The organism is Pseudomonas sp. LAMO17WK12:I5 (genome assembly GCF_900215165.1).
Classification (GTDB): Bacteria; Pseudomonadota; Gammaproteobacteria; order Pseudomonadales; family Pseudomonadaceae; genus Aquipseudomonas; species Aquipseudomonas putida_A.
This window is the reverse complement of the sequence record NZ_OBDS01000003.1, coordinates 193,878-215,372: the sequence shown is the minus strand read 5'-3', so window position 1 is coordinate 215,372 and position 21,495 is coordinate 193,878. Positions and strand designations below refer to the sequence as shown.

The 21,495-nt window shown below is 61.4% G+C and carries 20 protein-coding genes; 7 read left to right on the top strand and 13 right to left on the bottom strand.

Translation table 11 applies throughout. The annotated features are described in order from the left end of the window. The first annotated feature begins 41 nt into the window (after positions 1 to 41). A complete protein-coding gene (locus CRO59_RS06445; protein WP_027611596.1) occupies positions 42 to 734 on the top strand; it encodes a GNAT family N-acetyltransferase in 693 nt (230 codons plus the stop codon). A gap of 134 nt (positions 735 to 868) precedes the next feature. Here CRO59_RS06445 and CRO59_RS06440 read toward each other — a convergent pair whose 3' ends face one another. Together CRO59_RS06440 and CRO59_RS06435 are read right to left on the bottom strand one after the other, a co-directional pair. Further along, entirely contained in the window at positions 869 to 1,675 is an 807-nt protein-coding gene (locus CRO59_RS06440) for a class I SAM-dependent methyltransferase (protein ID WP_097088735.1), read from the bottom strand. Between the two features lie 381 nt (positions 1,676 to 2,056). Next, positions 2,057 to 2,944 (bottom strand): LysR family transcriptional regulator, encoded by an 888-nt coding sequence (locus CRO59_RS06435; RefSeq protein ID WP_097088733.1) that lies wholly within the window; start codon positions 2,942 to 2,944, stop codon positions 2,057 to 2,059. Positions 2,945 to 3,073: 129 nt separating this feature from the next. Between CRO59_RS06435 and CRO59_RS06430 the strand changes: the two genes are divergently transcribed. Beyond that, positions 3,074 to 4,090, top strand: coding sequence for an alpha/beta hydrolase (locus tag CRO59_RS06430; RefSeq protein ID WP_097088731.1), 1,017 nt, complete (start codon positions 3,074 to 3,076; stop codon positions 4,088 to 4,090). 206 nt (positions 4,091 to 4,296) lie between these two features. After that, positions 4,297 to 5,724: a mechanosensitive ion channel family protein gene (locus CRO59_RS06425; RefSeq protein ID WP_097088729.1), complete on the top strand. Its 1,428-nt coding sequence runs from the start codon at positions 4,297 to 4,299 to the stop codon at positions 5,722 to 5,724. 192 nt (positions 5,725 to 5,916) lie between these two features. Here the strand turns inward: CRO59_RS06425 and ycaC are convergent, their stop codons facing one another. The 6 genes from ycaC to CRO59_RS28905 form a co-directional block, all read right to left on the bottom strand. Further along, on the bottom strand, positions 5,917 to 6,540 hold the full coding sequence (gene ycaC / locus CRO59_RS06420; protein WP_007961287.1) for an isochorismate family cysteine hydrolase YcaC: 624 nt from the start codon (positions 6,538 to 6,540) through the stop codon (positions 5,917 to 5,919). 68 nt (positions 6,541 to 6,608) lie between these two features. Further along, a complete protein-coding gene (locus CRO59_RS06415; protein WP_097088727.1) occupies positions 6,609 to 8,447 on the bottom strand; it encodes an amidohydrolase in 1,839 nt (612 codons plus the stop codon). 30 nt (positions 8,448 to 8,477) lie between these two features. Beyond that, entirely contained in the window at positions 8,478 to 9,104 is a 627-nt protein-coding gene (locus CRO59_RS06410) for an antibiotic biosynthesis monooxygenase (RefSeq protein ID WP_095136682.1), read from the bottom strand. Next, complete coding sequence (locus CRO59_RS06405; RefSeq protein ID WP_096796196.1) at positions 9,097 to 9,513, bottom strand: DoxX family protein; 417 nt, start codon at positions 9,511 to 9,513, stop codon at positions 9,097 to 9,099. Before CRO59_RS06405 ends, CRO59_RS06410 begins: the two co-directional genes overlap by 8 nt. Before the next feature lie 214 nt (positions 9,514 to 9,727). After that, positions 9,728 to 10,651 (bottom strand): LysR family transcriptional regulator, encoded by a 924-nt coding sequence (locus tag CRO59_RS06400; RefSeq protein WP_096796195.1) that lies wholly within the window; start codon positions 10,649 to 10,651, stop codon positions 9,728 to 9,730. Between the two features lie 57 nt (positions 10,652 to 10,708). Further along, entirely contained in the window at positions 10,709 to 10,840 is a 132-nt protein-coding gene (locus CRO59_RS28905) for a hypothetical protein (RefSeq protein WP_256578447.1), read from the bottom strand. Positions 10,841 to 10,959: 119 nt separating this feature from the next. On the opposite strand from CRO59_RS28905, the gene CRO59_RS06395 reads away from it, so the two are divergent. Continuing rightward, positions 10,960 to 11,415 (top strand): helix-turn-helix domain-containing protein, encoded by a 456-nt coding sequence (locus CRO59_RS06395; protein WP_097088725.1) that lies wholly within the window; start codon positions 10,960 to 10,962, stop codon positions 11,413 to 11,415. A 34-nt stretch (positions 11,416 to 11,449) separates the two neighbouring features. Here the strand turns inward: CRO59_RS06395 and CRO59_RS06390 are convergent, their stop codons facing one another. Beyond that, positions 11,450 to 12,019, bottom strand: coding sequence for a flavodoxin family protein (locus CRO59_RS06390; protein WP_027611586.1), 570 nt, complete (start codon positions 12,017 to 12,019; stop codon positions 11,450 to 11,452). Between the two features lie 355 nt (positions 12,020 to 12,374). Here CRO59_RS06390 and CRO59_RS06385 point away from each other — a divergent pair, with 355 nt between their 5' ends. Then, positions 12,375 to 15,182 carry a winged helix-turn-helix domain-containing protein gene (locus CRO59_RS06385; protein WP_097088723.1) on the top strand — a complete coding sequence of 936 codons (2,808 nt, stop codon included), beginning with the start codon at positions 12,375 to 12,377 and terminating at the stop codon, positions 15,180 to 15,182. On the opposite strand, the gene CRO59_RS06380 is transcribed toward CRO59_RS06385, so the two are convergent. Further along, positions 15,147 to 16,616 (bottom strand): winged helix-turn-helix domain-containing protein, encoded by a 1,470-nt coding sequence (locus CRO59_RS06380; RefSeq protein WP_097088721.1) that lies wholly within the window; start codon positions 16,614 to 16,616, stop codon positions 15,147 to 15,149. The genes CRO59_RS06385 and CRO59_RS06380 overlap by 36 nt on opposite strands. Before the next feature lie 90 nt (positions 16,617 to 16,706). After that, positions 16,707 to 17,657 (bottom strand): GlxA family transcriptional regulator, encoded by a 951-nt coding sequence (locus CRO59_RS06375; RefSeq protein ID WP_097088719.1) that lies wholly within the window; start codon positions 17,655 to 17,657, stop codon positions 16,707 to 16,709. 220 nt (positions 17,658 to 17,877) lie between these two features. Between CRO59_RS06375 and CRO59_RS06370 the strand changes: the two genes are divergently transcribed. Beyond that, positions 17,878 to 18,600 carry a pirin family protein gene (locus CRO59_RS06370; protein ID WP_097088717.1) on the top strand — a complete coding sequence of 241 codons (723 nt, stop codon included), beginning with the start codon at positions 17,878 to 17,880 and terminating at the stop codon, positions 18,598 to 18,600. A gap of 51 nt (positions 18,601 to 18,651) precedes the next feature. Here CRO59_RS06370 and CRO59_RS06365 read toward each other — a convergent pair whose 3' ends face one another. Continuing rightward, complete coding sequence (locus tag CRO59_RS06365) at positions 18,652 to 19,140, bottom strand: hypothetical protein (protein ID WP_256578446.1); 489 nt, start codon at positions 19,138 to 19,140, stop codon at positions 18,652 to 18,654. 171 nt (positions 19,141 to 19,311) lie between these two features. Next, positions 19,312 to 20,187 (bottom strand): LysR family transcriptional regulator, encoded by an 876-nt coding sequence (locus tag CRO59_RS06360; protein WP_097088715.1) that lies wholly within the window; start codon positions 20,185 to 20,187, stop codon positions 19,312 to 19,314. A 111-nt stretch (positions 20,188 to 20,298) separates the two neighbouring features. On the opposite strand from CRO59_RS06360, the gene CRO59_RS06355 reads away from it, so the two are divergent. Then, entirely contained in the window at positions 20,299 to 21,489 is a 1,191-nt protein-coding gene (locus tag CRO59_RS06355) for a YbfB/YjiJ family MFS transporter (protein ID WP_097088713.1), read from the top strand. Positions 21,490 to 21,495: the final 6 nt, after the last annotated feature.

The window sequence follows — 21,495 nt, the reverse complement described above, 5'->3', positions numbered from 1 at the left end:
AGCAACATCCACCACACCGGGCTTCGGCCACGGAGGGCAACATGAGTGTTATCGAAAAACTGCGCGAACGCATTCGTCAAAAGGGCCTCGGCCGTCTCTTCGCCACCCTGTGGAAACGCTACGTGTTCTTCCACTGGGAGCTGCTGTGGATGGAGCGCGATCTGGTTTCCCCGGTGCCACCGCACAAGCTGCGCCCGTACGAAGGTTTGCGCAAAGTCGATATCACCCAGCTCAACACCGGGGCCTTCGCCAAGCACTTCGGCGACCGCGTGGAAACCATGGCCGAACTCGCCGCCGAGGGCCACACCGGGCACATGTACCTGGATGCCGACGGCCACGCGGTGGCATTCATCTGGGGCAGCATGCGCGACTACCACGACCGCCACTATTACGGCTGCTGGTTCCCGGTCAAACCCGGCGAGTTCTTCGAATTCGGCGGCGAAATGGCCCGCCCGTATTTCGGCACCAGTCTGTCGGTGGACGTGCAAGTCGCCCTCTGGGAAGCCATGGCTGCCCAGGGTTGCGACAAAGTCGTCGATGTCTGCGAAACTCACAACATCCCGGCGCTGAAACTGCACATCCGCATGGGCTACCACGAACAGGGCCGCGTCACCCACGTCTACGGCCTGTTCGGCCGCTGGCGCTTCTACCGCGAAAGCCGCTATGACGGCTCACGCCTGGACCCCCTGCGCAAACCTGGGCGGCCGGTGGTGAGTGCGGCGGCGCAGGCGTGATCAATCGTTAGAGGCATGGCGGCCATTTGGCCGCCATCGCGAGCAGGCTCGCTCCCACAGTGGATTTGTGTACGACACCGATCACGTGTAGGAGTGAGCCTGCTCACGATGAGGCCAGATGGAGCAACAAATTCTCAGGTTTTGCGAGCGACCAAGGTGAAGCACAACGGCATCTGCGCCTCGCGATTCAGATACTGGTCATACACCTCTTCGCGGTTCGAATGCGCATACTCCTTGAAGTGCGCGATGTTCAGGCCGGCCGCGATGGCGCCGCTGAAGATCGCGCCGAGGGTGTGTACGAACCAGTAGGACTTGGCAGCCTGCTGTTCGACCTTGCCGACGTAGACGATCGGTTCTTCCTGCACGAATGGCTCGGCGCGGAAGTAGGAGCTGGCGAGGCGGTACGGGTCTTCGGCGTCGGGGTCGACCATTTCCAGAAACGGATGGGTTTCGTAGATCACCAGTTTGCCGCCCGGCTTCAGGGTCAACGCCACGTGGCGAAAGAACTCGCCGATGTCGGGCATCCAGTTCAGCACGCCGATGGTGATCAGCGCCACGTCGAAGCGGCTGTGCAGCGCAGCCGGCAGGTGATGGATATCGCTTTCGATGAATTCGGCGTTGTACGGCGAGCGCTGGTTCAGTTCGCGGGCCTGTTCGAGAAACGCCTCCGATTGATCGACGCCGACCACACTGCGCGCACCGATGGCGAACAGCGACAGGCTTTCGCGACCATTGTTGCAACCGAGTTGAATCAGCGCTTTGCCATCGACGCCGACCTGTTCCAGCAGACCGCGCAAGGTGTCATCGAGGCAGGAGAAATCAGCCTTTGACACATCGTTCAACAGCGCTTGCCATTCCGCCGACTCACGGTGATGACGAGCAGAATCGTTCCACGCCTGTCGATTGCTGTCGATGGCGGTTTTATTGTTGGGCACTTCCATGGCGCACTCCGGGCGATGCTCGTGATTGAGCGGACCCGAGTCTAGAACAGCCCGATCAGTACGGTTGTTGCGACTTTGTAAGCCACACCGCCGATCCACTGTGGGACCGGGCTTGCTCGCGAAGGCGGTGAGTCAGGCAACGGAGATGTTGGCTGACAGGACGCTTTCGCGAGCAAGCCCGCTCCCACAGGGGGTAATGCGGCGGCTTCGTAGAGCTTTTTGCGACCGGGCCTCATCGCTGCAAAAAGCTCCCACAAGATTTGCACACGTCGCACAACCAGTGGGAGCGGGCTTGCTCGCGAAGACGTCGGTCCGGCCAACATCTTCATCGACTGACACGACCTCTTCGCGAGCAAGCCCGCTCCCACACTTTTGGCGTGGTCACATCTGGTTGAGGCGTTCGCGCAGGAATTCGACCAGTGCCTGCACCGGGCGCGACGCCTGACGGTGCTGCGGATACACCGCCGACAGGGTCAGCGGTTCGGGGCGGTAGTCGTCGAGCACTGGCAGCAGCCGCCCGTCCTTCAGCGCCGCGCCGACGATGAACGTCGGCAGATAAGTAATCCCCATCCCCTGCACCGCCGCGTCCCTCAGCAGCTCGCCATTGTTCACCCGCATGCGTCCGGTGACATTGACCAGCAGCGGCTTGCCCTGCCCCGCATTGAAGCGCCATTGCACCGAACGACCATGGCCGTACGGCAGGCAGTCGTGGCTGTACAGGTCTTCGGGGGTAAGCGGCGTACCGCGTTCGGCCAGATATGCCGGGCTGGCGCAGTACACCCGTTCGATGGCGGCGATGCGCCGGGCGATCAATGTTGAGTCTTCCAGTACACCAATGCGCAGTGCCAGGTCATAACCTTCGCCAAGCAGATCCACCGGGCGGTCGCTCAAATCCACCTCCACGGTGACATCGCGATAGCGCTGCAGGAACAGCGGCAGCAGACAGCCCAGATGCGCGACAGCAAATGACAGCGGCGCACTGACGCGAATGGTCCCGCGCGGCTCGGCAGTCTGCCCGGCGATGCCCTGCTCGACCTGTTCCACTTCGCCCAGCAGACGCAGCGCCGATTCGTAGTAGCTCTGGCCCAGTGGCGTGACGTCTAGGCGTCGGGTGGAACGGTTCAACAGCCGCACACCGAGGCGCTCTTCGAGCTGCATCAAACGGCGGCTGACGAACTGCTTGGACAGGCCCAACTGATCGGCCGCAGCAGTGAAACTGCCGGAGTCCATGACCTGGCAAAAAATACGCATGTCTTCGAACGGGTTCATTGTCACTCTCTGGTAGACAGTCAAACGCTTTATAGCCGCTTTTTCACTTTTCGACAGCTCATTAATCTGTGCTCACGGTTTGAAAACAGCCCGACACAACACCAATAACTTTCGAAAATGGAATTGAGCATGAACATCAAAAAAACCCTGACCGCATCCCTCCTCGCCCTGTCCATCGGCAACGCGTTCGCCGCCGGCAGCCCGGGTGTCGAACACAACACCCAGGCGTTTCTCGAAGCCCTCGCCGCCGGCGGCGGCAAACCGCTGGAGCAACTCAGCCCGAAGGATGCCCGTGCAGTGCTGACCGGCGCTCAGGCCTCGGTAAAGGTTGACCTGTCCGGAGTTGAAGTCAGTGACAAGGCAATCAAGGTCGATGGCCAGACGATCAACCTCAAAGTGGTGCGTCCGGCCAAGGTCAAAGGTGAATTGCCGGTGTTCATGTTCTTCCACGGCGGCGGTTGGGTGTTGGGCGATTACCCGACGCACCAACGCTTGATTCGCGATCTGGTGGTCGGTTCTGGAGCGGTCGCGGTGTACGTCGATTACACGCCGTCGCCGGAAGCGCAGTACCCGACAGCGATCAACCAGGCCTACGCGGCGACCAAATGGGTGGCAGAGCATGGCAAGGACATTGGCGTCGACGGCAAGCGTCTGGCGGTGGCCGGCAACAGCGTCGGCGGCAACATGGCGGCGGTCGTGGCGCTGATGGCCAAAGAAAAGCAGAGCCCGGCCCTGCGCTTCCAGTTGCTGATGTGGCCGGTGACCAACGCGCAGTTCGACGACGGCTCGTACCAGCAATTCGCCGAGGGCCACTTCCTCACCAAGGGCATGATGCAATGGTTCTGGGACAACTACACCACCAACCCGGCCGAGCGCGCACAGATCCACGCCTCGCCACTGAACGCCAGCAGCGAACAGCTCAAGGGCCTGCCCGCCGCGCTGGTGCAGACCGCCGAGTTCGATGTGTTGCGTGATGAAGGCGAAGGCTATGCGCGGCATCTGGATGCGGCCGGTGTGCCGGTGACGTCGGTGCGTTACAACGGGATGATTCATGACTTTGGCTTGCTCAATCCGCTGAGCCAGATTCCCGAAGTGAAAGCGGCCGTGCGCCAGGCCGCGGCTGAGCTGAAAACACATCTGAACTAAGCCCCCTCCCTCGCCACACCTGACGGTGTGGCGAGTTTTTTGTCTGCAGGAACCCTTGTGGTGAGGGGATTCATCCCCGATGGGTTGCGAAGCGACCCCGCCGCTAACCAGAAAGGCAGGGGACTGCTGCGCAGTCCATCGGGGATGAATCCCCTCACCACAAAAGCCTCTTCAACACCAACGTTCATGCAGTTCCGGAGATCGCCATGTCCATCCTCCTCACTCACCCACTGTCCTGGAGCGCCGCCCTGCTGCTGCTCGATGCGCTGCTCTGGCACCTCGCGCCGTTTCAGCATCGCGCACCGAGAGTCGGCATTCGCCTGGCGCTGTTTCTGGCGTTCAGCGCACTGATCATCAACGCCGAGATCAGCCCGTTGCAGGCGCCGCTGTTCGCCGATGACCGGGTGATGCAACTGGGCGCAACGGCGTTGGGGATTGTCTGGTGGCTGTACGCCGCGCGGGTGCTCACCGAGGTGATCGGTCTGGCACTGATGCGACGCATCGGCCACAGCGGTCGGCTGTTGCAGGACGTGATCGGCGCGCTGGTGTTTCTGGCGGCGATCGTCGCGGCCGCCGGCTATGTGCTGGAACTGCCGGTCAAGGGTTTGCTGGCGACTTCCGGGGTGGTGGCGATCGTCGTCGGTCTGGCGTTGCAAAGCACCTTGAGCGACGTGTTCTCGGGAATCGTGCTCAACACCACCAAGCCGTATCAGGTCGACGATTTCGTGGTGATCGACGGTGTCGAGGGCAAGGTCATCGACATCGACTGGCGCGCCACGCATCTGTTGACCAGCAGCGGAACCCTGGCCGTGGTGCCGAACTCGGTGGCGGCCAAGGCGAAGATCGTCAATCTCAGTCGCCCGACCAACCTGCACGGGGTGTCGATCAGCATCAAGGTGCCGAATCACATTCGCCCGCGGCGGGTGCTCGACGCCCTCGACCGCACGCTGCAGGGCAGCAGCAGTCTGCTGCTCAATCCGCCGCCCAAAGCCGTGTTGAAAGAGGCCGGCGAGGAGATGTCGGAGTACGTCGCCAGCGGCTTCATCATTGAACTGAGCAAGAAAGGCGAAGTGCGCAATCAACTGTTCGACCTCGCCCACCGGCATCTCGAAGCCGCAGGAATTTCCCGGCACCCCGATGGCGTGATCGAGCCCTCGACCCGCGCCCGGGCCTTGCTCGATGAAGTGAAAGTTTTCCGCTCGCTGAGCCATGAGGAACGTGATCGCCTCGCCGAATCGATGGTCGCGCAGCAATACGCGGCCGGTCAGGTGGTGCTGGGGCTGGATGAAGTGCCCGACAGTCTGTTTGTCATCGCCACCGGGGTGGTCAGTGCGACCGTGCCCGACGGCAACGGCCAGACCGAAGCCGGACGCATGGGGCCGAGCGAGGTCATGGGCGAACAGAGCATCCTCGCCGATACCCCGTCGCAAGCGACGTTCACCGCGCTGACGTCGAGCATCATCTATCGCCTCGACAAAGCGCTGACCCGCCAATGCATGGAGCAGCGCAGCGAAGTCGGCCAGGCGCTGAACAAATTGCAGGCCGTGCGACAGCAGAACAGCCGGCTGGCGTTGATGGCCAAACCGGTGGCGGTGCGCAAGGGTGGTTTTCTGGGTTGGCTGCAAAAGCGCTGATGCGAGAGCAAGATCAAGAGCCCCCCTCACCCCAACCCTCTCCCCCAAGGGGGCGAGGGGGAAAGGGAGCAGATCTCCGTGTACTTCAATTTCGGAGATCGGCTCGGTATTGCAGGTCGGCGTATCGCGAACAAACCCCTCGGTCAGTCCCCTCTCCCTCTGGGAGAGGGCTAGGGTGAGGGGCTTCAGGCATCACTTGGCCGTGAACTTGGTGTAGCTGTTGATCAGGTTGCGGTAGTTCGGCAGGCGTTCGGACAGCAGATGCGCCAGGCCTTCCATGTCGTTGCGCCAGTCACCTTGCAGCTCGCACGCTACCGAGAACCAGTTCAGCAGGTGTGCACCGGCGGCCGACATGCGCGCCCACGCGGCTTGTTGCACGGTGGTGTTGAAGGTGCCGGAAGAATCGGTGACCACGAACACTTCGAAGCCTTCAGCAATGGCCGACAGGGTCGGGAATGCCACGCAAACGTCCGTCACCACACCGGCGATGATCAGTTGCTTGCGGCCGGTGGCCTTGATCGCCTTGACGAAGTCTTCGTTGTCCCAGGCATTGATCTGGCCAGGGCGCTGAATGAACGGTGCATCGGGGAATTGCTCGCGCAGCTCAGGCACGATCGGGCCGTTCGGGCCGGCATCGAAACTGGTGGTGAGGATGGTCGGCAGCTTGAAGAACTTGGCGATGTCGCCCAGCGCCAGCACGTTGTTCTTGAACTCGTTAGGGGTGAAATCCTGTACCAGCGAGATCAGACCGGTCTGGTGGTCGACCAGCAGCACGACCGCATCATCTTTGTTCAGACGCTTGTAGGGAACGCTCATGGGAAACTCCTCGGTGGATGGTTGTTGCGTGAGGCGCCGACCGGATGGCCGGCGCTTTTTTGTAGTGATCAGAAAGCGAAACAGGAACAGCCGAACGCGCCCCAGAAACCGGCGAAGTCGCTGACCGGTGCGTTCGACAGTCGGGCTTTTTCATGGCTGTGCGCGTGCACTGCGCAGGCACCGACGCACTGGTGCACTTGCGCCTGCAACGGCGAGTTCGGGCGCCAGTGGCCCGGCACCTTGACCACCGGCGACCAGTCCGGCAGCACGGGGATCGAGCGTGGGCCGAGGTCTTCGAAGTCGCCGGCGGCGTAGACGATCTTGCCGCCGACCACGGTCAGCACCGACTCGATCCACTTGATCGCTTCTTCCTCGACGTGGAAGAAGTCCGCGCTCAGCGCCGCCAGATCCGCCAGTTGCCCGACCTTGATCTGGCCCTTCTTGCCCTGCTCCGACGAGAACCAGGCGCTGCCGTGGGTGAACAGTTCCAGTGCGGTAGTGCGTGGCAGACCTTCTTCGTACAAGGCCAGACCGCCGACGGTGCGACCGCTGACCATCCAGTACAGCGAGGTCCACGGGTTGTAGCTGGAAACCCGCGTGGCATCGGTGCCGGCGCCGACCGGTATGCCTTCGGCGAGCATGCGTTTGATCGGCGGCGTGGCTTCGGCGGCTTTCGCGCCGTAACGGTCAACGAAGTATTCGCCCTGGAACGCCATGCGATCCTGAATCGCGATGCCGCCGCCCAGCGCCCTCACCCGCTCGATGTTCTGCGGGGTGATGGTTTCGGCGTGGTCGAAGAACCACGGCAGACCGTTGAACGGAATATCGCGATTGACCTTCTCGAACACGTCGAGCATGCGGCTGATCGATTCGTTGTAAGTGGCGTGCAGACGGAACGGCCAGCGCTGCTCGACCAGATGGCGCACCACCGGTTCCAGCTCCTGCTCCATGGTCTGCGGCAGGTCCGGGCGCGGTTCGAGAAAGTCTTCGAAGTCGGCGGCGGAGAACACCAGCATCTCGCCAGCGCCGTTGTGCCGCAGGTAATCGTCGCCCTGGTGCAACTTGACGCTGCTGGTCCAGTTCTGGAAATCAGTCAGCTCTTCTTTGGGCTTCTGGGTGAACAGGTTGTAGGCGATGCGCACGGTCAACTGATCATCCTTGGCCAGTTGCTCGATCACCTGATAGTCATCTGGATAGTTCTGGAAACCACCGCCGGCATCGATCGCGCTGGTCAGGCCGAGGCGATTGAGTTCGCGCATGAACTGCCGGGTCGAGTTGACCTGATAGTCCAGCGGCAGCTTCGGCCCCTTGGCCAGCGTCGAGTACAGAATCATCGCATTGGGTTTTGCCACCAGCATGCCGGTCGGGTTGCCGTTGGCATCGCGCACGATCTCGCCACCCGGTGGGTTCGGCGTGTCGCGGGTGTAACCGGCAACGCGCAGTGCGGCGCGGTTGAGCAGCGCGCGGTCGTACAGGTGCAGGACGAATACCGGAGTGTCCGGTGCGGCCTGGTTGAGTTCCTCAAGAGTCGGCATGCGTTTTTCGGCGAACTGGAATTCGTTCCAGCCACCAACCACGCGCACCCATTGCGGAGTCGGCGTACGGTCGGCCTGCTCCTTGAGCATGCGCAACGCATCGGCCAGCGACGGTACGCCTTCCCAACGCAGTTCGAGGTTGTAGTTGAGGCCGCCACGGATCAGGTGCAGGTGCGAGTCGTTGAGGCCGGGGATCACGCAGCGCCCGTGCATGTCGATCACTTGCGTGGCCGAACCACGCAGGGCCATGGCCTGGGTGTCGTTGCCAACGACGACAAAGCGGCCGTCCTTGATCGCCACGGCACTGGCCAGCGGCTTGCTGCGGTCTACGGTATGAAATTGGCCATTGAACAGAATCAGATCGGCGTTCATCGCAGTTCCTTTCGAGTAGATGAATGGGTGTCAGCGTGACGGCTGTTTCGCCGGCTCGACGTGAGCATGGGCCTGACCGGCTTCCAGCCACGGCGCGAACAACCGGGTCACGCGGGGCATGAACACGTACACCACCGACAGGACGATGGTCAGGGTGATCAGGAACGTGGCGACCACGTAGTTGGAAAGCAGCGGATGCAGCTTGAGCAGCGGCCCCCAGATCAGCGGCACCAGCAGCGTGTGCGGCAGAATCACCAGCAGGGTGATCACCGCTTGCTTCCAGCGCGGCGGCGGCTTCGCGGCATCGGCCAGCGGCGCGAACCAGAATTCGTTGACCGGTGCGACTTCGGTCTGGTCGCCATCGGCGAGCATCGGCGCCGCTTCATCCACCAGCGCCTGACGCTGCGGCGATTCCAGCCACAGCTGCATGGCCTCGGTGGAGGAAAAGCGCAGGACGCAGGTGTACGTGTCGAGACCGGCCAACTTGCCGCGCACCACGTCGACCCCGAGGTGACCGTCGCGCTGCCCGGCGACCCGGACGATGTTGCGCAACCACGCCTCGTATGGCTGTTCAAACCCGGCCTTGACCCGGTGCTTGACGATCAGGGTCACGGTTTCACCGACCCCCGGTGCTTTTGGACTCAGGGCTTCAGGCATAACGCAGCACTCCGGGCAGACGAACATTGAGCGCCAGGCGTCCCGGCCCGGCGATAAACACAGTGGCGAACAGGATCAACAGCAACCAACCGAATTGCCCCTCGGCCACACTCCATTGCGGATGCACGACCAGCAGCGCCACCAGCAGAACAAAAAGAATAGGCAAGCAGGCCAATCGCGCCAGCACCCCGGCGACGATCAGTAGCGGACAGAGGACTTCAGCGAAAATCGCCAGGCAGAGTGTGAGGTGCGCGCCGAGGTGGAACGGATCTTCGATCTGCTGCAATTGCGCGTTGAAGTCCAGCAGCTTGGGCAAACCGTGGACCCACAGCAGGAACAGCCCGCCGCTGACCCGCAGAAACAGCAGACCGATATCCTGTGCCTGTTCATCGTGTTGTGATGCGCTCATGACCCTACCCTTAAATCCTTATCGGGTTGAATCATGCTCGGTGTGGGCGAGGGAAAATTGAATGGATGTGCTCTCTTTCAGGCGAGTCGGATTCCTGTGCGAGCGAGCCTGGTGCGGGCGGCGATCCGACAGTGGCGTCCGGTCAGCCAGCATCATTGTTGAATGACATACCGTTTTCGCGAGCAAGCCCGCTCCCACAGGGAAACTTGGCGCGTCAGGCAGGCGGGATATCCAGCGGCGCCGCCATGAACTGGCTGATCCGCGAGCGCAGCCAGCGCTCGGCCGGGTCGTTGTCGTGTACCCCGCTCCAGGCCATCGACAGCTGTGCGGCGTCGATCGGGAACGGTGGATCTTCAGCGCGCAACGCGCAACCTTCGACCAGCGCACACGCGGCATAGTCCGGCACGGTGGCAATCATTTCGGTGCCGGCGAGCAACGCGCGCAAACCGCTGAACTGCGGCACGCCGAGCACCACGCGCCGACGCCGGCCAACCTTGGCCAGGTCCAGGTCGATGTTGCCGCTCAGGTCACCGGAGAACGACACCATCGCGTGCGGGCGCTCGCAGTATTCGTCCAGCGTCAGCGGCCCAGGCCGGTCATCGCCGCGTAGCACTTTGCAGGGAATGTCGCGCAGTTTCTTGCGCTTGGCGTTGGCCGGCAGATCGGTGGTGTAACTGACGCCGACGGAGATTTCCCCGGACGCCAGCAGCGCCGGCATCAACAGATAATTGGCACGGCGCACCACCACGACAATCCCCGGTGCTTCCTGCTGAAGCTGTCGCAGCAGCGGCGGAAACAGACCGAACTCGGCGTCGTCCGACAGGCCGATGCGGAACACGTCGCAACTGCTGGCCGGGTCGAATTCCTTGGCCCGGCTGACCGCGCCGGAGATCACATCCATCGCCGGTTGCAGCTCCTGCAGAATCGCCAGCGCGCGGGCGGTCGGCTCCATGCTGCGACCGTTGCGCAGCAGCAACGGATCATCGAACAGGTCACGCAACCGCCCCAGCGCCGCACTGACCGCCGGTTGGCCCATGAACAGTTTTTCGGCGACGCGGGTCAGGTTCTTTTCGAACATCAGCGCTTCGAAAATCACCAGCAGGTTCATGTCGACGCGACGCAGATCGTTACGGTTCATGGGCTCGAGTTCCTTGCTTGAGAAGTCGTGTTCAGTCGGGTGCGATAGCGCCGTACTTTACTTGATCAACGGTACGCTGGCCGCAGGTTTGTATGGGCCGTATTTCACCGGCACCCATTGGAAGTGTTTGTCGATGGCGACGACTTGCAGCGATGTGCTGAGTTCAACGTTTTGCGGCGCAATTAACAACGTTTAACTCGTCAGTCTTCCGGCCCCGTCCAACAATGAAACCCTCTGCGAAACATTGTTTTTTTGACCAGAGGGAAACGTGCCGAGCGTGCGTTACCCCCCCGACACGGACATTGGCCATGGCTCACTTACAACAAACAGTCGCCCTCGCCCCCTCCAGCGAATCCCGCACACCGCGCATCGGCGGCCTCAGTCCGCAACGCGAACGGCGGGCCAAACAGTTGATCCTCGATCGCCTGGGTGAAAGCCTGGAAGTCACCGAACTGGCAGAGGCCTGTTCGTTGTCACGCAGTCATTTTTCCCGGGCGTTCAAATGCAGTACCGGACTCTCGCCACAGGACTGGATCCGCACCCAGCGCATCGCTCGCGCCAAGCAGTTGATCCGGTTCACTCACTTGAGCCTGACGCAGATCAGCCTGGAGTGTGGCTTCTGTGATCAGGCACACTTCTGCCATATCTTCACTCGCAGCGAAGGGATCAGTCCGTTCGCCTGGCGGTGTCGTGAGGTGCCGGGCATGAAGCCCGAAAGACCGCAGTCAGCGGCCGCGCCTGTCGGCATACGCCTGGCGGTCTAGACGCTGTCGCGCGCCAAGCTCATTTCCCTGCGCTTCATTGCTGCCTCAAGCGCTGCGCCACTTGCGCCACCCGCTCGCCCAGGTGTGCCGCTGTGCGCCGGTCTTCGAGCGGCGGCGCCTGCTCGGGGGGCTGTTCGACATTGGATTGCGACATGGCCCCGAGCGCGCTGCCCAGACGATTCAACTGTCCATCGAAGCAGCCCGCCACCGAGCGCGCCGGGAGCAGGTCGAGCCCCACCCAGATCATCGAATGCTGCGCGGCGAACACCGCCATTTGCAGCAATGTATTGAGCTTGTCGCCGCACAGGCTTCCGGAATTGGTGAACCCGGCGGCAACCTTGTTGCGCCACGGTTTCGCCAGATAGAACGCCGCGCTGGCCTCCATGAAATGCTTGAAGCCCGCCGACGCGCTGCCCATGTAAGTCGGCGCACCGAAAATGATCGCGTCGGCGCGGTGCAACTCATCCCAATAGAACTCGACTTCTTCTACCGCCACCAACCGACAGGTACTGCCCAAGTGCCGTTCGACGCCCTGCGCCACGGCTTCTGCCATGACGCGAGTGTGGCCATAGCCGCTGTGATAGACCACCACCACGTTGCTCATTGCGCCGTCCTCCGCTCGGGTGCACTCCATTGCAGCCATCAGGTCCTGGCCTGAGGCCAGGCTTGATTCAGCGGATTTTTGGGGTTGAAGCGAACACAGACGAGTTAATCGTTGTTAATTGTCCGCGAGACAAAGCGCTGGTCTGAACATTGCAGCGGGCAAAAATGCCGATCGCTGCATCACTTTCGAGCATTGCCGGCAATCTGCACGTTGCACTGACGCCAGAACCTGCGGAATATGTCCGCAAAACTGCGGATTAGAAGGCTTGCGTGCCGCTGACGCTGATCCGCGCTGCCCTTCACGGAGGCTTCACACGCCGTGGGCAGGATTATAAAAATTTCGCAGGAGTGAGCTGTTGAGTCTTCCCCCGAATCAGGCCCTCGGTTTCGGCCCCTATCGGATTCAGCCCGGCAAACGGCTGCTGCTTGAGGGCGAGCAGCCGTTACGCCTGGGCCGGCGTGCCATGGATATTCTGCTGATCCTGCTGGCGCATGCCGGCGATGTCGTGAGCAAGCAGCAACTGATTGCCGGCGTGTGGCCGGACAGCATCGTCGAAGACATCAATCTGCGGGTGCACATGGCGGCGTTGCGCAAAGCCCTGGGCGATGGTCAGGGCGGGCAGAGATACATCGTCACGGTGGCGCAGCGCGGCTACAGCTTTGTCGCACCGATCAGGCTGCAATCGATCGAACAGCACACCTGCGCAGAGACCGGCACCCGGCATAACCTGCCACTGCGCCGCACGCGAATGATCGGCCGCCAGCCGCTGGTCGACAGCCTGATCAGGCAGTTGCCGCGCCAGCGCTGCATCACGCTGGTCGGCCCCGGCGGCATCGGCAAAACCACCGTGGCCCTGCGCGTTGCCGAGCAGATGATCGGCCACTATCGGGACGGTATCCGGCTGCTGGATCTGTCGCCGATCAACGACGCACGAATGATCTGCTCGCACCTGGCGGCCCTGCTGGACGTGGTGCCGCATGACAACGATCCGCTGACCCACCTCGTCAATGCGCTGCGCGAGCGCCAGATGCTGCTGGTGATCGACAACTGCGAACACCTGATCGACGCCATGGCACTGCTCAGCGAGAGCATTTTGCGCGGTGCGCCGCAGGTTCACATTCTGGCCACCAGCCGCGAGAGCCTGCGTGCCGAAGGCGAGTATGTGCAACGTCTCGAATCCCTCGATTACCCGCCGCCGATTGCCGTGCTTGATCGTGCGCAGGCGTTGAGTTTTTCGGCACTGCAACTGTTTGCCGAACGCGCCCTGGCCGCGCACGAGGGCTTCGAATTGAGCGACGCCGAGTTGCCCGATGCGCTTGAAATCTGTCGGCGTCTGGACGGCATTCCGCTGGCGCTGGAGCTGGCGGCGGCGCAGGTTGGAGAACTCGGCCTGCAGGGTTTGCTCAGCCAGTTGCAAGGGCGTCTGCCGGTATTGGCGACCGGCAATCAGAGCAGCGTGGAACGCCACCAGACGCTGCGTGCCACGCTGGACTGGAGCTTCAACCTGCTGACCGATTGCGAACAGACCTGCCTGCGCCGGCTCGGCGTGTTTCGGGGTGGCTTCACGCTGGAGTCCGCCGCTGCGGTGATCGGTGGACAGCACATCCAGCCCGGCGAGGTGTTCGGCTCAATCACCCAACTGGTCGCCAAATCGTTGCTCAACGTCGAAGTCGGTGACGAAGAAGTGTTTTATCGGTTGCTCGACACCACGCGCCGCTATGCCCTGGAAAAACTCGAGCAAGGCGCCGAACTCGCCGAAACCCGCGAACGCCACGCTGAACGTTGTCTGGCGCTGATGTATCAGGGGCAGACCGATTGGGAAACCACCTCAACCGCACTGTGGATCGAACGCTACGCACGCGGTCTGGAAGACCTGCGCGCGGCGCTCGACTGGAGCCTGAACGGTGCAGGCCCCAACGATGTGGGGATTTATCTGGCCGCGACCTCGGCGCCCCTGTGGCAAGAGTTGTCGCTGCTCAAGGAATACGGCGGTTACGTGCGTCAGGCGCTGGCCCTGCTGGAAAACGCTGCCGAACCTTGCCCTCGGGTGAAGATCGCGCTGAAGCTGGCGCTCGGCAGCGCCTGCTACCACACCTGGGGTGGTACCCCGGAAACCATCGCGGCGTTCGTCGATGCCCATGCGCTGGCGCAAGCGTACGACGACGTGGCCGGCCAGCTGCGTGCAGTGTCCGGGCACATGGCGGTCAACCTCAGCTGTGGCCACTATCGATCGGCGCTGGAACAGAGCGAACAGTTCGATCGCCTCGGCCTGCACGGCGACCCGCAGTTGTCGCTGAGTACACATCGCCTGCGGGTGTTGGCGCTGCATTACGCCGGCGACCAGCAGCAGGCACGCCTGCATGCCGAGCAAGTGATTCAGCACATGGCGCAAAACGGCAATCCCAACCGTTTCACCCATGGCTTCGGCGTGCAGTACGACCAGAGCGTCGCCTCGCTGACGGTGCTGGCCCGGGTGTTGTGGCTGCAAGGTTTCCCTGAACAGGCCTGGCGTACGGCCAGGCAGGCACTGGACATCGCCGTGCAAATCAACCACGGCACCTCGATCTGCTACACCCTGGCGCTGGCCAGTTGCCTGATTGCTCATTACAACGGTGACCCGCAAAACGCCCGTGCTTTGCTGCAGCTGTTGCTGGAGCAGGCGCAGAAGCATTCCGTATTGCTGTTCTATCGCTGGGCACGGCAATACGCGCAGGTCCTCGACGCCGATGCCGCCGTGCCGATAGCGACCGATGACAGCGGTCTGATCAGAGAAATCATGGTGACCCTGGACAGCCGCTTTGTTGATGATGCGTTGCTTGAGCGGGCACACAGCGGAGCTGCAGGCTGGAGCACGGCGGAGATTCTGCGGGCTCGGGCCGATCGGATGTTGATTGAACAATCGGCTTGCCCTGACAGCAACACCCGGCAAGCCGAAAAGGTCTTGCTCCAGGCACTGTCGATCGCGCAAACCCAGGGCGCCCTGGCCTGGGAACTGCGCAGCGCCACTTCGCTGGCGCAGTTGTGGCAACGGCAGAACCGCTACCGCGAAGCGCTGGATTTATTGAACCCGATCTATCAACGCTTCACCGAGGGCTACGCCACCCCGGACTTGCGCAAGGTGCGCTGGTTACTCGACGAGTTGAGCAGCCAACTGCGAGCCTGACACCCAACGACTGCGGCTGACAAAGCGCGCATACCGGCGCTCGTACTCGTTGGATTCACCACTGCCTTCCAGTTGTTCGCGGGCGTAACGACGGGTGGTGTTGAGCATGCGATAGCGCAACCCGGCACTGCCCCGCTCCACCGCCAGCAAAGACTTCTGCGCCAACCGATCAATCATCAGGGCCAACGTCGACGGGGGTAATAGCGCGCAACTGATGACGCCCATCGCCGCATCAATGGCAAACGCCGTTTTGAAGACCGACAGGCGTTGCAGCACCCGCTGTTCCTGCTCACTCAGGTGCTGATAGCTCCAGTCCAGCGCGGCTTTCAGGGTTTGATGGCGTGGCACGGCAGTACGCCGACCATGGCTGAGCAGCTGTAAACAATTGTCGAGTTGTGACTGCAAGCCGACCAACGCCAGCGCATCAATGTGCGCCGCCGCCAGTTCAATCGCCAGTGGCAGCCCATCGAGCCGCCGACAGATGTCGCGCACAGCATTGAGATCCTGTTCACGCAGGGTAAAACCCTGCTGCCGGGCTCGGGCACGACTGACAAACAATTGCACGGCCGAATAGCTCATGGTCTCTTCGACACTGCCCAACGCTGAGGACTTGGGAATGGCCAGTGGCGGCAGGGTTTGCACGGTCTCCAGACTGGCCTGCAATGCTTCGCGACTGGTCGCAAGAATCGACAACCGTGGCGCGGCCTCCAGTAAACGTTCAACCAGAGCCTTGCAGGCTTCACGCAGATGCTCGCAGTTATCCAGCACCAGCAAGCTGTGACGCGCTGCCAGCGTGACGAGATCGGTTTCGAGGGTGTGCAACAGATAATCGAGCAGTGGCGTGGCGTCGTTGACTACCGCCAGGTCCACCAGCCAGACCCCGTCGCGAAAATGCTGTAACAGCAACTCTGCAGCACGCAACGCCACCGTGGTTTTGCCGACACCCGCAGGCCCCGTCACGGTCATCAATCGGCACAGTGGCAATTGCCGCACCATCGAGCCCACCACTGAATCGCGACCGGTCACCGGCGTCAGCCGCACAGGCAAGTTGTGTTGTGGCGCTTGCAGGTGTTCCAGGGCCACGTGCTCGAAATTGTCGCCGTGCACCGGAGCAACGAAGCTGTAGCCACATTGCGGCACATTGACGATGTAGCGTTGGCCGTTCTCACCGTCACCGAGCGCCCGGCGCAGGGCGGCAATGTGGACGCGAAGATTGATCTCTTCGACCACCGAAGTGGGCCAGACCCGTGCAATCAACTCTTCCTTTCTGACCACTCGGCCTGCACGCTCGACCAGCACCTGCAGAATGTCCAGCGCACGCCCGCCCATACGCAGTTGCCGATCCCCGTCGAGGATCAGCCGTTGGCGCAAATGAAAGGCGTAAGGGCCGAAATACAGGACTGACGCCGAGTGCAAATCGTTGAGGCTGTTCATGCCAACTATCTTGGCAGCCTGCGATGACGGCACAACCTTCACACAGGGCGCAGCACGGACATCCGGGTGCGCACAACGGACAGAACCGCTCTAGCTGAACTGTTCGCGGTATTGCACAGGCGTAAGGCCAAGTTTTTCCGCGAACAACAGACGCATGTGCCGAACACTGCCAAAACCACTCTTGTAGGCCACGGTTTTCAAAGGCAGGTCAGTGGTTTCCAAAAGATTTCGTGCGCAGTCGATACGCGCACTTTGCAGGAACTCCATCGGCGTCATATTGATGTCGCGGACAAACGTCCGCGCGAAGTGCCGTGCACTCATGTTGGCCAATCCAGCCATGCGCTCGACAGTGAACACTTCGTCGAGATGGTCCAGGACGTAATTCTGTACTCGGGTGATCGATGTTTCCTGAGGCGCCACCGCCGCCATCAAGGGGCTGAACTGCGCCTGTCCGCCTTGACGTTTCATCACCACCAGCAGCACTTTGGCGACGTCCTGGGCCAACTTCTTGCCGTGATCCTGCGCCACCAGCGCCAGCGCCAGGTCGATGCCGGCCGTGACCCCGCCAGAGGTGATCAGATTGCGATCCTCAATGAAAATCTGGTCGGTGGCGACGCTCGCCTTTGGAAATGCCTTGATCAGGCGTTCGGTGTAGTTCCAATGAGTGGTCACCCGATAGCCGTCGAGCAACCCGGCATGGCCGAGCACGAAGGCACCGGTGCAGATCGAACCATATCGCTCGGCACAGGGCACCGCCGCTTTCAGCCAGGCCAGCAACGCCGGGTGTTTTTCGTTGTAAGCCCCCGGCCCTCCTGGCACCAGCAGCAAATCGTAGCGCTCAAGGGCTTGTTCGATATGCCGGTCGGTGTATACCAGCACACCGTTGGACGCACGCAACGGCCCGCGCTCGGTGCCAAGGGTCGTCAGCTGATAGTGCGACTCCGGTTTCAAATAGCGATTGGCCACCGAAAACACTTCCAGCGGCCCGGCCATGTCGAGCAGCAGAAAGTCGGGGAACAACACCATGGCCACGGTTTTCATGGGGTACACATCACTGATAATCAAAAGTAAGCGGACAGGACAGGCTGAGCATTATGGCCAACTGCGGCACAGTCGTCGGAAAAAAATACGTGATCGAGCGCACACAACTGTCAACCAGAAACGGACAGTATTTCAATTTCCATCTACTTATTACCCCGCAGAGTAAACAGTAATCTCCTCCTCACTCGGACGAATTCACGTCCCCCAAGGAGATTTCATCATGCTGACTCTTCGCAAAGCCTCCGATCGTGGCCTCGCCAATCATGGCTGGTTGAAGTCGTTCCACACCTTTTCCTTCGCCAGCTACCGCGACCCGCGTGAACAGGGTTTTTCCGACCTGCTGGTGATCAACGATGACCGCGTTGCCGCCGGTAAAGGTTTCGGCCAGCACCCGCATCGTGACATGGAGATCTTTTCCTACGTGCTCGAAGGCGCACTGGAACATAAAGACACGTTGGGCACCGGCTCGGTGATCCGCCCTGGCGACGTACAACTGATGAGCGCCGGCAGCGGCGTGGCGCACAGCGAGTTCAACCATTCGGCCACCAAACCCGTGCACTTTTTGCAGATCTGGATTGTGCCGGAGATCAGCGGCGCCAAACCGCGCTATCAGCAGGAGCACTTCAGTGCGCAGAAAAAACGCGGTCGCCTGCAACTGATCATCTCGCCGGACGGCAGCGATGGTTCGCTGACAGTGCGCCAGGATGCGCGGGTTTACGCCGGGTTGTTCGACGGCAAGGAAAGCGCCACCCTGAAACTGTCCGCCAACCGTTACGCCTACGTGCATGTGGCTCGCGGCAGTGTTGAACTCAACGGCCAGTTGCTGCAGGAAGGTGACGGCGTGCGGGTTCGCGAGGAACAGGCGTTGACCCTGAGCAATGGCGCGGATGCAGAAGTGCTGGTGTTTGACCTGCGTCCGCAAGAGCTGCCGCAAATGCCATGAGGCAGGGTTTCCAAAGCCAACAAAAACGGCCTTCGATTGAAGGCCGTTTTTTTATTTTGGCAACACCGGTGATGGCTGCTCGGCAGGCTTGGCTGCGCCGACTTCTTTGCCCGCCTGAACCGCCGCCAAGGTTGTTTGTATCGCTGCATACAGGTTGGCCTGACTGGCGAAATACCCGCCCACGACAATACTGACCACACCAAACAGATGCACAGCCGTTGCCATCCAGACGTTGGCATTCACGGAACCCGCCTTTTTGAGCGCCTCTTTGGACTCGATGGCAATGCCTTGAATCATCGAGTCGTAGCGTTTATCTCGCTCACACTGGATGCGCTCATTCGCCTTGTCTCGCTCTGCCTGGGAGCAAAGGAACTCTCGGATATCTGCGTGCACTCGCTCTACCCGAGCATCCATCCTTGCCTCGATGGTCTCGATCCTGGCGTTGAATTCTTCACGGCTGATAGCGTTCATGATTTGTGTATTACGACCTTTGCTCAATGTGTCGAAGCTTTGATATTGCTCGAATTCCCTGGCTTTCAATCCGACCCCCTTCCCTGGGTTAGCGATACCTTCTCTGGCGCACCGATTTCCTGGCGCTGCGAGTTGCATCAACCTTAGGACTGGCGCTCCAAGCCCACAAGCCGGCAGATTCTGCTGTGGATGTAGGGCGTTTCGTCAGACGCTGTAGCTTCTCCAAAGCGCTTTGAGCCGTCACTCATTCTCCAGTGCAAACGCCTCGACAATCTGCTCAATCACCGCCCTGACCCGTGCGGTGTGGCGCAAGTCCGCGTGGGTCACCAGCCAGACCTCATACGGTTGCGGGCGATTGCGCTCCGGCCAAAGCCTGATCAGGCCATCGCGCTCGCCCATGTACACCGGAATTTCTCCTACGCCCAGGCCAGCCGCAATCGAGCGCCGTACCAGCAGACTGGAGCTCAGGCTGGCGACAATCCGTCCGCGATGCAGCGGCTCGCAAACCAGCGCCATGTCCTTGTGCGTCTGCAAATACGGCTGGTAGACCACCAGGTCATGGCCTTCGAACGCCGTACCCGGCGGCGGGATGCCATGGGCGTCGATATACGCCTGTGAAGCGAACAATCCCACGGGCCAGCGTGCAATCCGCCGCGCGATCAGATCGGGATTGTCAGGCCGGGTATTGCGCACAGCGATGTCCGCCTCGCGCTTGGCCAGGCTAAGAATCTGCGTGGAGGCGTCCAGTTGCACACGCACGTCCGGGTGCAGCGCGTGCAGGCGACTAATGGCCGGAATCAGAAAGTCGATGGCCAGTGAGTCGGTGGTGCTGACGCGTACGGTGCCGGTCAGACGATCATCCAGGCCCTGAATCTGCCGCTCAAGTTCCAGCGCCGAATGCTCCATTTTTTCCACGCTTTTGAGCGCGGCCTCGCCGACCGCGGTCAATGCGTAGCCGTCGGAGGTGCGCAGGAACAAGGTCGCGCTCAGGGACTTTTCCAGCGCCGTGATCCGTCGCCCGACGGTCGCCTGATCCACCCCCAGAACCCGCGCTGCGCCGCGTAAGGTCGACTCTCTGCATACTGCGAGAAATACCCGCGCATCATCCCAGTTCATGCTGCCCCCAACCGATGCGAATTTGCATCACTATAAAGCCAAATCGCTGCATTACCGCAGCAAAGATAGCCGATATCCTGAGCGCCATAGACCTTCCTAAGGAATGCTGTCATGCGTACATCCACCTCAGCGTTACCGATTTTCTCGGGACTCTGCGCCAGCCTGGTCGGCATTGGTCTGGCGCGTTTTGCCTACACACCGCTTATTCCCTCGCTGATTCAGGCGCAGTGGTTTTCTGCCAATGACGTGGTCTACCTCGGCGCAGCCAATCTGGTCGGCTATCTGATCGGCGCCCTGCTCGGCCGGCCGATCGCGCGGCAACTGGGCAATAAAAACGCCCTGCGACTGATGATGCTGCTGGTCACCGCAGCATTTTTTGCTTGTGCATTTCCGTTGTCGGTGAGCTGGTTCTTTGGCTGGCGATTGCTGTCGGGGATTACCGGCGGCGCGATTATGGTGCTGGTGGCGGCGACTGTACTGCCCCACGTGCCGGCATCCCGCAAAGGGCTGGCCAGCGGTGCGATTTTTCTCGGTATCGGCCTAGGCATCGCCGCCTCCGGAACCATCGTCCCGCCCTTGTTGAATATGGGCCTGCACGCCGCCTGGCTGGGGCTGGGCGGATTGTCCTTGTTGCTGACCGCTATGAGCTGGTTTGGCTGGCCTGTTGATCTGCCGCACCCGACCGCCGCTCACACAGGCGCGGCGGTTGAGCCAACGCCCTCCGCCGTCTATTTGCTGTTCGGCCAATACGCATTCATGGCCGCAGGTCTGGTGCCGGCCATGGTGTTTCTGGTGGATTACGTGGCTCGCGGGCTCGGTGCCGGGGCGCAGATTGGTGCACTGGTTTGGGTGATGTATGGCCTGGGCGCAATTGTCGGCCCGGTAAGTTACGGCTTTCTCGCGGACCGGCTTGGCGCGCGGATGGGCATCCGGCTGGTATTGGTGGTGCAGGCGATTGCGCTGGGACTGCTGGCGGTTTCCCACTCTTTCATCGCGTTGGCCGTGCTGGCAGTGATCATCGGTTCATTCCCGCCGGGCATCGTCCCGCTGGCTTTGGCCCGCGTGCATGAACTGGTGCCGGATCACCATCGCCAGCAAATCGCCTGGAGCCGCGCCACCGTATCGTTTGCCACGTTTCAGGCGCTGGCCGGATTTGCCTATTCGGCGCTGTTCAATGCCACGGGCGGTCAGCACGCAATGCTCTTCGTGATCGCCGCAGGGGCGATTGTCGTGGCGATTTTGTTGGAGCACGCCCTGAAATGGCTGCCCTCAGCGACTGAACCACGCGTCTGTGAAAATTGAAGGGAA

What these genes read in the sequence shown, in the direction of transcription:
- CRO59_RS06445 (WP_027611596.1), top strand. Translation starts at nt 42, where the DNA reads ATGAGTGTTATCGAAAAACTGCGCGAACGCATTCGTCAAAAGGGCCTC.
- CRO59_RS06370 (WP_097088717.1), top strand. Translation starts at nt 17,878, where the DNA reads ATGCTGACTCTTCGCAAAGCCTCCGATCGTGGCCTCGCCAATCATGGC.
- CRO59_RS06405 (WP_096796196.1), bottom strand. Translation starts at nt 9,513, where the DNA reads ATGAGCGCATCACAACACGATGAACAGGCACAGGATATCGGTCTGCTG.
- CRO59_RS06410 (WP_095136682.1), bottom strand. Translation starts at nt 9,104, where the DNA reads ATGCCTGAAGCCCTGAGTCCAAAAGCACCGGGGGTCGGTGAAACCGTG.
- CRO59_RS06380 (WP_097088721.1), bottom strand. Translation starts at nt 16,616, where the DNA reads ATGAACAGCCTCAACGATTTGCACTCGGCGTCAGTCCTGTATTTCGGC.
- CRO59_RS06435 (WP_097088733.1), bottom strand. Translation starts at nt 2,944, where the DNA reads ATGAACCCGTTCGAAGACATGCGTATTTTTTGCCAGGTCATGGACTCC.
- CRO59_RS06415 (WP_097088727.1), bottom strand. Translation starts at nt 8,447, where the DNA reads ATGAACGCCGATCTGATTCTGTTCAATGGCCAATTTCATACCGTAGAC.
- CRO59_RS06440 (WP_097088735.1), bottom strand. Translation starts at nt 1,675, where the DNA reads ATGGAAGTGCCCAACAATAAAACCGCCATCGACAGCAATCGACAGGCG.
- CRO59_RS06395 (WP_097088725.1), top strand. Translation starts at nt 10,960, where the DNA reads ATGGCTCACTTACAACAAACAGTCGCCCTCGCCCCCTCCAGCGAATCC.
- CRO59_RS06390 (WP_027611586.1), bottom strand. Translation starts at nt 12,019, where the DNA reads ATGAGCAACGTGGTGGTGGTCTATCACAGCGGCTATGGCCACACTCGC.
- ycaC (WP_007961287.1), bottom strand. Translation starts at nt 6,540, where the DNA reads ATGAGCGTTCCCTACAAGCGTCTGAACAAAGATGATGCGGTCGTGCTG.
- CRO59_RS06375 (WP_097088719.1), bottom strand. Translation starts at nt 17,657, where the DNA reads ATGAAAACCGTGGCCATGGTGTTGTTCCCCGACTTTCTGCTGCTCGAC.
- CRO59_RS06430 (WP_097088731.1), top strand. Translation starts at nt 3,074, where the DNA reads ATGAACATCAAAAAAACCCTGACCGCATCCCTCCTCGCCCTGTCCATC.
- CRO59_RS06400 (WP_096796195.1), bottom strand. Translation starts at nt 10,651, where the DNA reads ATGAACCGTAACGATCTGCGTCGCGTCGACATGAACCTGCTGGTGATT.
- CRO59_RS06355 (WP_097088713.1), top strand. Translation starts at nt 20,299, where the DNA reads ATGCGTACATCCACCTCAGCGTTACCGATTTTCTCGGGACTCTGCGCC.
- CRO59_RS06360 (WP_097088715.1), bottom strand. Translation starts at nt 20,187, where the DNA reads ATGAACTGGGATGATGCGCGGGTATTTCTCGCAGTATGCAGAGAGTCG.
- CRO59_RS06425 (WP_097088729.1), top strand. Translation starts at nt 4,297, where the DNA reads ATGTCCATCCTCCTCACTCACCCACTGTCCTGGAGCGCCGCCCTGCTG.